The 13,776-nt window shown below is 35.4% G+C and carries 9 protein-coding genes; 4 read left to right on the forward strand and 5 right to left on the reverse strand.

Going from position 1 to position 13,776, the window contains the following annotated elements:
- Positions 1-50 precede the first annotated feature (50 nt).
- On the forward strand, positions 51-3,428 hold the full coding sequence (locus BU804_RS05675) for a RasGEF domain-containing protein (protein WP_075883327.1): 3,378 nt from the start codon (positions 51-53) through the stop codon (positions 3,426-3,428).
- Between the two features lie 180 nt (positions 3,429-3,608).
- Here BU804_RS05675 and BU804_RS05680 read toward each other — a convergent pair whose 3' ends face one another.
- Positions 3,609-4,934 (reverse strand): sigma-54-dependent transcriptional regulator, encoded by a 1,326-nt coding sequence (locus BU804_RS05680; RefSeq protein ID WP_075883328.1) that lies wholly within the window; start codon positions 4,932-4,934, stop codon positions 3,609-3,611.
- A gap of 24 nt (positions 4,935-4,958) precedes the next feature.
- Positions 4,959-6,233, reverse strand: coding sequence for a two-component system sensor histidine kinase NtrB (locus BU804_RS05685; RefSeq protein WP_075883329.1), 1,275 nt, complete (start codon positions 6,231-6,233; stop codon positions 4,959-4,961).
- Between the two features lie 756 nt (positions 6,234-6,989).
- Here BU804_RS05685 and rpsD point away from each other — a divergent pair.
- The 3 genes from rpsD (at position 6,990) to BU804_RS05700 (ending at position 9,177) form a co-directional block, all read left to right on the forward strand.
- Positions 6,990-7,610 (forward strand): 30S ribosomal protein S4, encoded by a 621-nt coding sequence (gene rpsD, locus BU804_RS05690; protein ID WP_039359831.1) that lies wholly within the window; start codon positions 6,990-6,992, stop codon positions 7,608-7,610.
- A gap of 90 nt (positions 7,611-7,700) precedes the next feature.
- Positions 7,701-7,949, forward strand: coding sequence for a membrane protein insertion efficiency factor YidD (gene yidD / locus BU804_RS05695; protein ID WP_079988626.1), 249 nt, complete (start codon positions 7,701-7,703; stop codon positions 7,947-7,949).
- A 103-nt stretch (positions 7,950-8,052) separates the two neighbouring features.
- Positions 8,053-9,177, forward strand: coding sequence for a glycosyltransferase (locus BU804_RS05700; RefSeq protein ID WP_075883330.1), 1,125 nt, complete (start codon positions 8,053-8,055; stop codon positions 9,175-9,177).
- Between the two features lie 238 nt (positions 9,178-9,415).
- Here BU804_RS05700 and BU804_RS14745 read toward each other — a convergent pair whose 3' ends face one another.
- From BU804_RS14745 to BU804_RS05715, 3 genes are read right to left on the reverse strand one after another with little or no spacing between them, the layout of a single operon-like run.
- Entirely contained in the window at positions 9,416-10,864 is a 1,449-nt protein-coding gene (locus BU804_RS14745; protein ID WP_226996145.1) for a LysM peptidoglycan-binding domain-containing protein, read from the reverse strand.
- Positions 10,865-10,874: 10 nt separating this feature from the next.
- Positions 10,875-12,650: a phosphoenolpyruvate carboxykinase (GTP) gene (locus BU804_RS05710; protein ID WP_075883332.1), complete on the reverse strand. Its 1,776-nt coding sequence runs from the start codon at positions 12,648-12,650 to the stop codon at positions 10,875-10,877.
- A gap of 24 nt (positions 12,651-12,674) precedes the next feature.
- Positions 12,675-13,733, reverse strand: a complete 1,059-nt coding sequence (locus tag BU804_RS05715; RefSeq protein WP_162831837.1) for a rod shape-determining protein — start codon at positions 13,731-13,733, stop codon at positions 12,675-12,677.
- Between the last annotated feature and the right edge of the window lie 43 nt (positions 13,734-13,776).

Here is a 13,776-nt window from a genome sequence, read left to right on the forward strand (position 1 = left end):
TATAATTAAATTTAATTAAATTAGTTAATTATTAGTTTCCAGGAGGATAAATGAATAATGACATGAATCCTACTCACCAGGTACAAATTCCAACCTTGTCAAACATTGAAAAAAATCTCCTAGTTCAACATAAAATTTCGATTAAAACCTCTGAATCTACTCCAAACACAGGAATTATTTCTTTTGGAGAAAAAACATTTTATGTCCGATTAGCTAATCCTAACCTCTCTCTTCAATCCACAGATTTGGAACATTTGTCTGGTAAAGTGGCTATTATGTTACTAAATAAACAACTCCTAAACGGTGAATTTGCAGGCGCTCGTATTAATCAAAAAGGAATTCAAAACTTAGAAGGGCAACAAATTGCTACTTTTGCCGATAAAAACGACCCTGCTCAAAAAATGTATGCAGAACTCTGCGATTATGTAAGTCAAAATGTCTTCAACCAGGCTCCAGCCAATTCATCCGCCTCACAATTGGAAGAGGCTAAACCTTCAAGTAAGTGGGTAAAAGCTTCTCCTAGTTCTAATATAAATAGAGACCGTTCAAAAGTAGAAGAATCTTCTTCAAAAATGACAGTAAAAGAAATGAATTCTCACCAACAAGCATTTTTTGAAACAGTTCGACTGGCTTATAGTAAAATTAGTGATAACTTTGCTAAAGCTATTCAAAATCCGAATCAGGTAGAAGCTCGACAAAGCATAGAAAACGAACTAAAATGGATCGATAAAAAATTAAAAGATATTGTAAATGCGCACAAATTTCCGGGTTTAGAGGGAAAAGGTGTTGAAAAAATAGCTATCATGTGGGCTGAACAACTGGATTCTCTTAAAATTCAATTACAAGATCAACTAAAGACATATGAAAATGCAACACCAAGTCAAATAGCTGACAAAAGCTTATATAGACAAAATTTTGATTCTTTAATAAGTGTCACAAATGAACTGAGTACCAAACAAAAATCACATAAACTTTCAATGAAAAATGGACATCCTCAATTAATTGAAAGACAAATCGGTCTTAAAGTTCGAAAAGGGACAAGCGAAACTGCACTAAAAACTGCCGAACAAGTGATCTCCCAATTAAAGATATGTTTGGAGCAAAATCTTTTTTTTCAAAACGATATTCCTCAACTAGAAAATTTAAAAGCGAATCTTCTAAAACAACTTTATGTCTTAGATAAATCAGCAAAGTTTAAAAGTGAATTTGACGCCGTTTTCGCCCAAATTGATCAAGCTAAAGCAACTTTTCTACGCCAAGAGACTTATATTGAAAAAATAGAAACTGCTTTAACTACCGAAGGTAAACCTTTAACAATGGAAACATTGGTTTCTTTCCTTCTTCAATTAGATCAAACTCAATTAAGGCAAGATTTTTTATTTGGAGCTGGATGGATGAATTTTATTAAAAAAGATGATGGGAGTAATATCGAAATACTCTCAAAGGCATTAATAGATGTTTTTAAAAAGCATGCAGAACTTGAAAAGCAAGCCAAAACTGATGGAAATCCTTTATACGCTCTCAATTCAGAAGTTGTTGAAGAAAAAAAAGTGGTTTTAGATTTTGCGGTTCAACTCGTCAAACGAGGAATAGTAAAAAAAGAAGCCTTTCATGAGCTATTAGAACTTGCTCAAAAGGACACAAATCAAACAATTCGAGAAAATCTATCAGGTAAATATGCTTTAGCCCTTAATTCTGTTCTGACAACTCCAAGTAATTCCCCAATTGATGTTGTCTCTCAAATGCAAGTTGCTAACCCTGCAATTAAACTTTCCGAGCAATTTTCTGCTTTGGCAAAAGGAAAAATGAGTTCAAAAGAAGAAGAACAATTCATTTCCGCATTCATGAGTGATTTAAATCATGCTTCTACTGCAATTTTTAAAGCAATTCAGCCAGAAGAATTTCATGGGCTCAAATGGAATAAAGGAACTGCTGAGGATAAACGAAATAATGCTCCAAATATAACAACAAATATTGCCTTTTTTAATCAAATAGCTAGATTTGTCGGTCAAGAGATTCTTATGAATCCTACTTATTCCTCAAAAGATCGCATGAGGGTTTATGAGGCCTTCGTCAAAATGGCAGATCGCTTTGCGAATGACGACCCTAGAAACTATGAAATGACAACAGCAATCACAGCAGGATTAAATGCAGCTCCCGTCTTTAATACTATGCAAAAAGAGCCTATTTCAGATGAGATTAAAGCTACGTTGAACAAACTTCAAACCCTTTTATCAACAGATTTTAATTCTAAAGCGCTTAGAGATGCCTATAAAGGTCTTCAAAGTAAAGCAACTCCTTATATGCCAAAAACAGGAGTTTATCTAACTGACTTTACATTTCTTGACGAGGGTAATCCTGAGACAAAAAGTGATGGTATTTCATTAAACTTGAAGAAATTAAAACTTTTAGGAGAACAACAAAGAAGAATTGAAAATGAGGCTCAAGCTTTACCGTTAAATCAAAATCTCAATTTCAATATTATAGGACAAATTTTACAATCTAAATTACCTTCAGAAGATCAACTATATGCGAGGAAAGAGGAAATCCATCCTAGAAGTAAAGCAGGCTCTATTTCTCAAGCAGATAAAAAGAAAACAAGTTCTAAACCCACTCCACAACAAATTGCTTCCTTTCTGGTCAATCATCAATCCGAATCTACATCTATCGCTTTAAAATCATTTTTTAATACAAGAGGAAATATTTTAATTCTAAGAGATGGACATCTTTTTGCTGTTCCTAGTCAGGATTTGAAACTAAACAAATATATCCATAAACAAGAAATTTCCAACGCCCTACATGTTACAGCAGAAATCGTGTTTGAACTTGCTAAGAAAGGAGAAAATAATATCCCAGGTTCAACAGATGATCGATTAATTTTATTATTGAGCCGTTTAGCAGGAAGAGAACCAACAAAAACAATGATAGAAAATGACCCTAAACTTAAAATGATGTTTGAAGCATTAGATAATTTTGCCGCCTTCCGAGATCAAATAGTCGAAAGACAGAAATGGTCTGATTTTTTTGAAACTCCAACTTTTTTAAATGCTTTTCAACAACTTAATCCTAATCACGAAATAGAAATTTACACGGAGAATAGCAAAATTAAGGCCAAAGATTATCAAAAAGAAGTTATTGATCATTATCGAAAAAATTATGCAAAATTTAAAGCCGATTTTGATCAGATCATGAAAGGTGATATTCATTCAGAATCAATTCGTGAACAACTTAACCAATTAGAAAAATTTGCTAAACTCAATCTCTATCCTTACGCAGAAATGATGAACGACTTAGCGAAAGAATTAATCAAAGACAATGCCATTCGAAACAATATTCAAATGGATAATACCGAAAAACAAGCGATAAAAGATGAATTTGTCAATGGTAAGTTAAATGAAATTGAAGCTCGCTTTAAAGCCTTTAAATAGAGAAGTACTGGAATTAGCCATTCGAAGAATGAATAAAAATTTAAATCTTCCTTTCACACAGGCAATAGAGAAAGAAAAAAATAGAATTTCATTCCTCTCAGCCTCCTCCGCTTAGCTTTGTGGTAAAAGTTAATTTGCCTGCAAACAACATGTCTCGATTAAATCATTATTTTGTAGTGACTAGACAAGTTTGTATTCTTCAAGTTTATCTCGTAATACTTTAACGCTAATTCCTAGTGTTTCTGCTACTTTTGTTCTATTTTGATGCATTTGCAACGTTTCTACAATTAATTGTTTTTCTAGTTCTTGAATAGTTTTTCCTGCTATGACATTCACCCCAGGTCCCTCTAAATAAAGATGATCGCCTTGAATAATTTTACCCGGATCCATGACAACCGATCGTTCAACGACATTAGCAAGTTCTCTAACATTTCCAGGCCAACGATAAGCGAGTAATTTTTTTTGTGCGCTCTCACTTAATTTTTTCTTCTCGGTATGATTTTCTTGGCAAATTTTCTCGATAAAATGCTCGGCTAACGGAATAATATCTTCTTTTCTTTCTCTTAATGGTGGAAGATAAAGTGGAACAACATTTAAACGGTAGTAAAGATCTTCTCGTAAATATTTGTTTGCAATAGCTTCTTTCACATCACGATTGGAGGTAGAAACCAAACGGACATCGACTTTAATAGGCTTTGCTCCCCCTACCCTTTCAAATTCTTGTTCTTGCGTTACACGAAGAAGCTTTGATTGTAAAACAAGAGGAATTTCAGTCACCTCGTCCAAGAGAAGCGTTCCTCCATTTGCTAACTCAAAGCGACCCAGCCTTTTATTAGCTGCTCCTGTAAAAGCTCCTTTTTCATGCCCAAAAAATTCTGATTCTACTAAGGTATCAGGCACTGCCGCACAGTTAACTTTAATAAAGGGTTGATTAGCTCTTGGAGAACTATAATGAACGAGATGCGCAATCACCTCTTTTCCAGTTCCGGTTTCCCCATTAATAAAGACACTGGCATTACTTTTAGCAATTCTTTCAATATCTTTTAAAACTTGCTGCATTGCAGGACTTTCAGCAATTACATGACGGGAAGAACTCACCCCAATTTGTTGCCGCAGGTATTGATTCTCTTCGACTAATACCACGTGTTGATTGGCCTTTTCAATATTAGCCATTAAGCTTTCTAAGGAGAACGGTTTAATGATGTAATGAAAAGCTCCTAATTTCATCGCATCTACAGCATTTTCAATTGTTCCAAAAGCTGTCATCACAATAACCAGTGTTTGGGGAGATAGTTCTTTAATTTTTTGAAGAACATCAATACCATTCAATCCAGGCATCTTCATATCTGTGATAACCATATCAAAAGATTGCTCTTGGAAAATTTTAAGAGCCTTTTCCCCGTTTTCTGCGGCAATGGCTTCAATTCCTTTTCGTTTTAAAGCTTCTGTAAGAAAATTTCGCATAATCAATTCATCATCAACAATTAAAATTTTTTCAATGGTCATAATTTTACCCTTACATTGAATGATTTATTGAACGACTTTTAAAGGAAGTTTGATGATAAAAGAAGTTCCATTACCAACTTCAGATTTTACTTCAATTGTTCCTTGATGCGCCTGAATAACTTTTTGAACCTCTGCCAGCCCTAAACCAGTTCCTGTTTCTTTGGTTGTAAAAAAGGGGGAAAAAATTTTATTTAAATTTTCTTTAGAAATTCCAATTCCTGTATCAGAAATAATGATGATGACTTCATCTTGCATTTTTTCTATCGAGACAGTGATTTTTCCGCCTTGTGGCATCGCTTGCATAGCATTAACCAACAAATTTAAAATTGCTGATTTTAATAAAGGAGGGTCTATTGAAAGGACAAGATCTGGTAGATGAGTATTGAGATTGAAGGAGAATGAAGCGTTCCAACTCACGTCAGCTTGTAAAAGAAGTCCGATTTCTTCTAGATAAGTTTTCAAATTGACATGTTCAAAACGAGCTTGAAAGGGTCTTGTATATGTTAGGATGCTTGATACAAAATGATTTAGGCTATCGGTTCCTTCGATAATATGATAAGCCATTTGTTGAAGTTCGGGTCGATCTGCTAAATCTTGCTGAAGAAGGGTGGCAAATCCTTTAATTCCTCCTAGAGGATTTCGAATTTCATGAGCTAAATGAGCCGCCATTTCTCCTAATTCTTTTAGACGACTGTATTGATTAGCCGCTTGCTGCAATCTTCTAACTTCTGTGATATTACGAATTAAAATTAAAAGTCCTTGAACAGGAGGGGAAGAAGGTTGCCGATGATCTAATGGAAAAGAGTGCTCACTCATCGAAACAAAAGTTGGTTCAATTTCTAATTCAATTTTTAAATCATTTTCTAAAGCTCGTGTCACAAAACAAATGCGAGGACAAGTTTTTGTTTGTAAAACTTCCTGAATAGAAAATCCAAAGGCCATATCTTCAAAACAATCACTAAATGAATGAAAAAGAAGCCGACTAGCTTGCACTTTCAAAATTTCTTCCGTTTTTGTATTACAAGTCGTAATAATTCCATTAAGATCAATAAAAAGGATTCCTTGTGAGATATGGTTAAGAATTGTTTCTAAATAACGCGTGACAAAATCTAATTCTGCTAGCTTTCCTGAATGTTTCGTATGTGACTCTTGCAAACTTTTTTGAACACTTTTAAACTGCTCTTGCAAACTTTGATAAGCAAATTCCAATCGTTCTGTTTCCAAAGAAAATTGTTTAAAAGCCTGCCCCAGTCGCACATCTTCTTTTTCTTCCATTTCAAACTCTGATCGCTCTGCCATCTATTCTCACCGTTAAAAGGCTTTCACATAACGCAATATATAATCTACGCAATAGGCCATCTATAAAGCCAAAGTTCGGGTTATAAAACATTTCACTTCATTTTTCTACAGGATTAATAAAATTTATTTTTAAAAATCAAAAATAAAATCTAAGCCATGGGATAAGCTGCCAATTTTATTCTGAAAGTTGGAATCCACATTATTAACTCTAACTTCTTCAACTTCAAATTATTCTATCCATATTTTTTCTAAACAAAAAGCTACTATGAAAAGCCGAAGCCACTGCTACTTTTGCAGCTAATTGAAAAATTAAGAATTGCATCACTATTTACAAAAGCATTTAGAAAATTGACTTTATATACTTGATAAAAAGATTTTTTTACTTCCTCTTCTGCTCCTATATTCCTTATTTGCTATTTTTTCACCCAAAGATTTAAAAAATTGTCTATAAAGATCAGTTCTATCCGTTTATTTTTTACGAACTCTTTTTTATCTTGTTAATTAACAAAACCATCAATTATTGAAATATATATAAAATAATAATTATTTTAAATGTAACTATATCTATATTTTAATTAACCATTTTAATTAACCACAACTAATTATTTCAATTAATAAAAAAACATAAAAATTCTCTTATTTCATAAAAAATGGAAAATATTTAATTCTGATTGCAAAAAAATCATTTCTTTTGCCATAATTCGCACTTGCGATCATTAAAACCATCGGTCGCACTCGAAATCGTTAGGAGAACAAATGGCTCGTTATACAGGTAGCAAAAATCGTATTGCCCGACGTTATGGTGTTAATATATTTGGGCGCGCACGCAATCCTCTTCTACATAAGCCAAATCCACCAGGCGTACACGGTGCTCGCCGGCGTAAAAAGTCTGACTTTGGCCTTCAACTAGAAGAAAAACAAAAACTTAAAGCAATTTATGGAATGTTGAGTGAAAAGCAATTAGTGGCTTATTACAAAAAAGCTCTTCGCTTAGAAGGTAATACAGCTAGTCATTTTGCCGAAATGCTAGAATGCCGACTCGACAACCTTGTTTATCGTTTGAAATTTGGCCACACAATTTTTGCAGCTCAACAGCTCGTTGCTCACGGTCATATTCTTGTCGATGGAAAAAAAGTTGACCGCCGCTCTTTCCAAGTCAAACCTGGAATGGTGATTTCTGTTAAGGAAAAATCACGTAAAATCAAAATTATTGCAGAAGCGTTAGACAATCCAGCACGCTCTGTTCCCGAATATCTTTCATCTGATAAAGAGCATTTTTCTGGACAGCTTCTTGCTAAACCAATACCTGAACAAATGCCTTGGCCGATTGAAATTAGTCTTCCAGTTATTTGTGACTTCTTAGCCCATTCGACCTAAGAAACGCAATTAACAACACTCACTCCTTTGTTTAAGGCGACTACTTGTAGTCGTCTTTTTGTTTACATAAGGTAAGTTATTTAAGTTGTCATGATAAAAAAACTATTAATCTATTTTGTTCGCTTTTATCAATATACCTTAAGTCCCTTACTAGGACTAACTTGCCGCTTTTATCCCACCTGCTCTGAATACATGATTCTTGCTTTACAAAAACACGGAGCCATGAAAGGAGCTTATTTAGGAGTAAAACGCATTTGCCGTTGTCACCCTTGGAACCCGGGCGGTCATGATCCAGTTCCTGAAAGCACCATTCTTTCTAAGAAAAAATCGGTTAAATAAAATCGATTTCTACAGTTGATTAGAGAAATTATCTCAACGATGGACTTGATATAATACTGTATGTTATTTAATTGGTTTTGGATTTATCAATTGGAAAATGTTTATGCATTCTTCTCCTCTAGTCAGCATCCTTATCCCCGTTTTTAACCAAGTTCCTTTTATCTTTGAATCTCTCAATAGTGTTTTACAACAAACTTATTCTAATTTCGAGGTTCTGATCGTCGATGATGGATCAACAGATGGTACAGCATCTATTTGCCAAGAATTCTGTCAAAAAGATTCTCGTTTTCAATATTTATATCAAACTAACAAAGGCCCCTCTGCTGCTCGTAATCGAGGAATTGCGGCTTCGCATGGAGAGTACTTGTGCTTACTTGATGGAGATGATAGGATGGATCTTCAAAGGATTGCCGTTCAATTAAAGGTTTTAACAGAAAATCCTACACTTGATATTGTTTATACTGCCCTTCTTTTAATCGATAGCAATGGCAGTACAATCGGAGAAATGCATGGACAAGAAATCAATCCAGAAAATTTTTTAGCCACACTTCTTTTTCGAAATGTCATTCCAGGGCCTAGTACAATCATGGCCAAACGAGAATGTTTAACTTCACATCCTTATCATGAACATTTTGTTCATGCGGAAGATTATGAGCTCATGATTCGGTTAGCTCATTTTTATCGATTTCAATATATTAACCTTCCTCTAACATACTACAGAAGACATCTAAATAATCTTTCTAATCATTTAAAAGCTCACAGGCAAGCGGAATTAAAGGTGATTCAACAATATACCCAGTCGAAAATTGAAGCGATTGTTGATCAAACTTCTTTCCCTAGGGATGAAAAGACTTTGCTAAAAGGTAAAATTTTATTTAATCAAGAAAGGTGTCCTCAAGCTTTGATTTATTTTCAACAACTCAACGACTCTTTTTCTCGATTTTATGAAGGAAATTGCTTTGTAAAATTACAAGATAGGAAATCTGCAAAAAGCGCTTACGAACAAGCCCTTCTCTTAGATACAACAAATGCGGCTTGCTATAACAATTTGGGAAATATTTTTGCTCAAGGTCAACAATGGCAAGATGCTCGATTTTGTTGGGAAAAAGCCCTTTCTCTTAAACCTGGTTATTTAGATGCCAAAGAAAATTTAAATCATTTTAAACAATCTTTTGAGTGGCGTTATACATGGAGAGAGTTGAGAAGGGATTTGCTAGTTTATCATTGATAAATTTGCTCTGGTATTTGCAAATATAAAAAATTGATACAATTTGACAAATTCTAATGATTTTACTCTGATAGAGGATCAACTGGAAAAAGTAAAAGTGCAACCATGTTTGATATTTTCTAAATCTATTTTTTTACAAACCTGTTATTTTGCTTTAATAGCTTCTCCCATTTATTTCTTCCTAATTCTATCCTTAATTTTCTTAAAATTTCTCTAAAAAATCGAAATTTCTTAACTTTTAGGGAATTTTTAAGACAGTTCCTGGACGGATGGCATCGGATGATAATTGATTGTACGTTCTTAAAACATCTACTTCAACGCTAAATTGTTTGGCGATTTTCCAAAGGGAATCTCCATCTTGTACAGTATATAAACGCTGTTTTAGATAGGGGGAAGGTTGGCTGGATGAAAATAATAATGTTCCTTTTTTAGGGGCATCTTTAGTAACCATTGTTGTTATTAAAGAATTAGAAGGTTTTGTTGCATTTTTAAGAGTAGTTTTTGGTGTCGAAGCAACGGTTTTTTTGTTTTTCTTTTCGGACACATTCTCTTTAGTTAAAGCCTTTAAAGGTGATACGGTCTCTACAAGTTTAGAAACAACGGAAATACCCTGACTTTTAGTTTGAGGTTCTTTTTTTTGAAGGGGTAATTGATCAGGCAAAAAACGAGCTAAGGCAATTTCATAGTTCCAGGAAATAGGCGCTTCTCCTTCATAAGCATAGAGAGCTGCTGCTGCATACTTCCAAACATTAGCGCTGCGAGGACTTCTAAGCATTTCTTTAGCAAATCGAACATTCGTTTCTGTCTTATTTTTTAAAAGTTGCAAAAGAAGGATGACTTGAGCATCTGTCAATTTTTTTATTGCAAAGTCAAAGTCTGTTTTGACAAGAAATGAGGCAGCTGAAGAAGATCCTAATTGGATATAATCTAATAAAAACTTATGTCGGCGTGCATCAGACAAATCATGCTTTTGTCTTTGCTGTTCAACAAATTTTTTGAACTCTTCCCAATCGCTTTCTACCAAGATATCTAAAATATTTTGTTTAGAAAGAGATGTCTCAAGCCGATTAAACAAAATTTCTACTGTCCAAAATTCTGGTGTTAAAAAAAAAGCTTCTGCAAGAGATGTGTCCATTAAGGAGTCTTTTTTTTGTGTTTTCAGTAATTTAAATAATCCTTTGGAAGTCATGGGCCATTGCTCAGTTTTTGCAAAATGGATAATTTGATCATATTGCTGTTGAGTCAAGCTAGGGTAGACCGTCAAAATCAAAGGAGGTTCTGAAGGGTGCAGTTTCCATACAAATTCCCTTTTTTGCTGAGGTTGAGCTTGTCGCGGTAATGCACGTAATAAATCAAAATCGTGAAAAGTGACAAGACAAGCAAGCGCTAAATCTCTTTCGGCATAGCCGTTTTCTATCACAGATTGATGCTCTAAACGGCTGATTAATTCCCAATAAGGAAGTTTAAAAAGATGTGTAATCACCTCAGCAATCCCCTTTTCATCAGTAAGGGAAATTTGCCTGGATCCTTCAATGGGTTTAAGTTCACAATAAGGAGTTGGAGGCCTTTCTCGCATAACCCAATAAGCTAAAAAGCCAAGAACTCCAATATTTAATGCACCACTTATCATTAAAGCTTGGCTTAAACGTCTAATTTTTTTAAGAGGAGAAGGATCAAGGGACATCATTTAAATTCATTTATCCATTAAAGCGATCTTTTAATTGCTGCCATTCTTCTTGAATGGCTTGAGGAAGTTTATTCCCAAAACGGGTAAAATAGTGTCTAATCTCTTGTATTTCTTTTTGCCAAGCTTCTCGATCGACTTGAAGAAGTTTTTTCATCACTTGAGGTTTGAGAACAAGCCCTTGTGTATCAATTGATTCTTCGGTTGGTAGATACCCAATCGGTGTTCGAATGGCTTTACCTTTGTCGGAAGTGCGTTCAAAAATCCATTTTAACACTCGACAATTTTCTCCAAAGCCAGGCCAAAGATAATCCCCCTTATCTCCTTTTCTAAACCAATTTGCGTAAAAAATTTTGGGTAGCTTAACCCCCTTTTTTAGGCCCATTTTCAACCAGTGATTAAAATAATCTCCCATATGGTATCCACAAAAAGGAAGCATTGCAAAAGGATCATGACGAAGCTTACCCACTTCTCCTGTAGAAGCTGCTGTCGTCTCAGAGGAAATAGAAGCGCCTAAAAAAGTTCCGTGCTGCCAATTAAAAGCTTCGCAAATTAAAGGGATGGTATGTGAGCGTCGTCCGCCAAATAAAATTGCAGAGATGGGGACACCCTTAGGATCTTCCCATTTAGAATCAATAATCGGACATTGTTTAGCGGCAACTGTAAAACGAGAGTTAGGATGAGCTGCTTTTTCTTTAGATTGAGGTGTCCATTCATGCCCTAACCAATTGACTAGATGCTGAGGAGGCGTTTCTGTCATCCCTTCCCACCACACATCTCCTTCATCTGTCAATGCTACATTAGTAAAAATAGCTTGACGATCAATCGTCAACATGGCGTTGGGATTTGATTGCATGGCTGTTCCGCTTGCTACACCAAAAAAACCAGCTTCTGGATTGATCGCGTATAACTGTCCATCTTCCCCAAATTTTATCCAAGCAATATCATCGCCAACTGTTTCAATTTTCCAACCAGGTAAGGTGGGTTTCATCATAGCTAAGTTTGTTTTTCCACAAGCACTGGGAAAGGCAGCTGCTAAATATTTTTTTTTCCCTTGAGGATTTGTTATGCCCAAGATCAACATATGCTCTGCTAGCCATCCCTCATCGCGAGCCATCACAGAAGCAATTCGCAAAGCATAACATTTTTTTCCTAAAAGAGCATTTCCTCCATAACCACTTCCAAATGACCAAATTTCACGACTTTCAGGAAAATGAACAATATATTTATCTTTAGAACAAGGCCACGGGACATCTTTTAAATTATCTTTCAAAGGCATTCCGACGGAATGAAGACAGGGAACAAACTCTTGATTTGGTAATAATTCTTCCACTTGTTTACCCATGCGCGTCATTAATCGCATATTACAAACGACGTAGGGTGAATCAGTAATTTGAACTCCTAAATGGGAAATCTTAGAACCTAAAGGACCCATACAAAATGGAATCACATATAGCGTCCTTCCCTGCATTGAACCTTTAAAAAGGGTCCGCAAAGTTTGTTTCATTTCTAAAGGATCACGCCACAGATTAGTAGGTCCAGCATCTTCAGAATTTTTAGAACAAATAAACGTTCTATCTTCAACTCTAGCCACATCATGAGGATCTGAGCGGCATAAATAACTTTGAGAACGTTTAGCTGCATTTAATGGGATCAAAGTTCCTTTTTTAACCATTAAAGCACATAAATCTTCGTATTCTTTTTCAGACCCATCGCAAATATGCACAATTTGAGGTTGACAAAGTTCAGCAATTTCTTGAATCCAAGGTTTTAATTCTTCATATTTCATGCTGAAAAATTCCTCTTAAAAAACTCAAATTGCTTTACGTTTTTTAAATTTATCTAAGTACTCAAGGGCTTTTCCTGTTCCTAAACAAACAGCTAATAAAGGGTTAGGGGCAACAATAACAGGTAAACCTGTCTCTTTAATTAAAGCTTTATCTAAACCTTTAATCAGTGCGCCACCTCCGGCCAACACCATTCCTCGTTCAACAAGATCAGCAGCTAATTCAGGAGGACATTTTTCAAGAGTCAATTTAACACTTTCCACAACCTGTTGAATAGGTTCTGCTAAACATTCTCGAATTTCAACAGAGTTAATGCGTTTAGTAACAGGTAACCCTGCAACTTGATCTCGCCCACGCACTTCCATTTCCAATTCATTTCCACCAAGCGGATAAGCTGAACCAATGGTGATTTTTATTTCTTCTGCCGTACGAGGACCGATCATTAAATTATAAGTACGTCTCATATAATTGATGATACATTCATCAAATTCATCTCCTGCAATGCGTAACGAGCGAGATTCAACAATTCCTCCAAGCGACAAAATCGCAATTTCGGTTGTCCCCCCTCCAACATCAATAATCATGCTCGCGCAAGCTTCGTGTACTGGAAGGTCCACACCAATTGCCGCAGCCATCGGTTCTTCAATCAAAAAAACTTCTTGGGCCCCAGCGTGAAGAGCCGAGTCTTCAACTGCCCTTTTTTCAACACCTGTGATTCCGGAAGGAACCGCAATAAGAATCTTTGGTCTGAATAAACTCCGTGAAGGTGTTACTCTTCTGATTAAAGCTTTTAGCATTCCCTCTGCAATTTCGAAATCGGCGATAACACCATCTTTCATAGGCCTTACAGCATGGATTCTACGAGGTGTTTTACCAAGCATCGCCTTAGCTTTATGACCAACAGCCAATACCTCATTTGTCACCGAGTCGACAGCAACCACGGAAGGTTCAGCCAAAACAATTCCTTTTCCTCTCACAAAAACCAGTGTATTGGCAGTTCCTAGGTCGATCCCTATATCGTTAGAAAAAACCCCTCTAAACTTATTAAGCTGTCCAAATGCAGAACGATATAGTTGATTAGCCATGCCTGTAAAACTGGCTTGATTTTTTTTAGTCATTGTTTTTCCC

Source organism: Candidatus Protochlamydia sp. W-9 (assembly GCF_001950615.1).
In the GTDB taxonomy this organism is placed as follows: domain Bacteria; phylum Chlamydiota; class Chlamydiia; order Chlamydiales; family Parachlamydiaceae; genus Protochlamydia; species Protochlamydia amoebophila.

Excerpts from the sequence above, each read along its gene's own strand:
- BU804_RS05675 (WP_075883327.1), top strand. The coding sequence starts at position 51 with ATGAATAATGACATGAATCCTACTCACCAGGTACAAATTCCAACCTTG.
- BU804_RS05680 (WP_075883328.1), bottom strand. The coding sequence starts at position 4,934 with ATGACCATTGAAAAAATTTTAATTGTTGATGATGAATTGATTATGCGA.
- BU804_RS05685 (WP_075883329.1), bottom strand. The coding sequence starts at position 6,233 with ATGGCAGAGCGATCAGAGTTTGAAATGGAAGAAAAAGAAGATGTGCGA.
- rpsD (WP_039359831.1), top strand. The coding sequence starts at position 6,990 with ATGGCTCGTTATACAGGTAGCAAAAATCGTATTGCCCGACGTTATGGT.
- yidD (WP_079988626.1), top strand. The coding sequence starts at position 7,701 with ATGATAAAAAAACTATTAATCTATTTTGTTCGCTTTTATCAATATACC.
- BU804_RS05700 (WP_075883330.1), top strand. The coding sequence starts at position 8,053 with ATGCATTCTTCTCCTCTAGTCAGCATCCTTATCCCCGTTTTTAACCAA.
- BU804_RS14745 (WP_226996145.1), bottom strand. The coding sequence starts at position 10,864 with ATGATGTCCCTTGATCCTTCTCCTCTTAAAAAAATTAGACGTTTAAGC.
- BU804_RS05710 (WP_075883332.1), bottom strand. The coding sequence starts at position 12,650 with ATGAAATATGAAGAATTAAAACCTTGGATTCAAGAAATTGCTGAACTT.
- BU804_RS05715 (WP_162831837.1), bottom strand. The coding sequence starts at position 13,733 with ATGGCTAATCAACTATATCGTTCTGCATTTGGACAGCTTAATAAGTTT.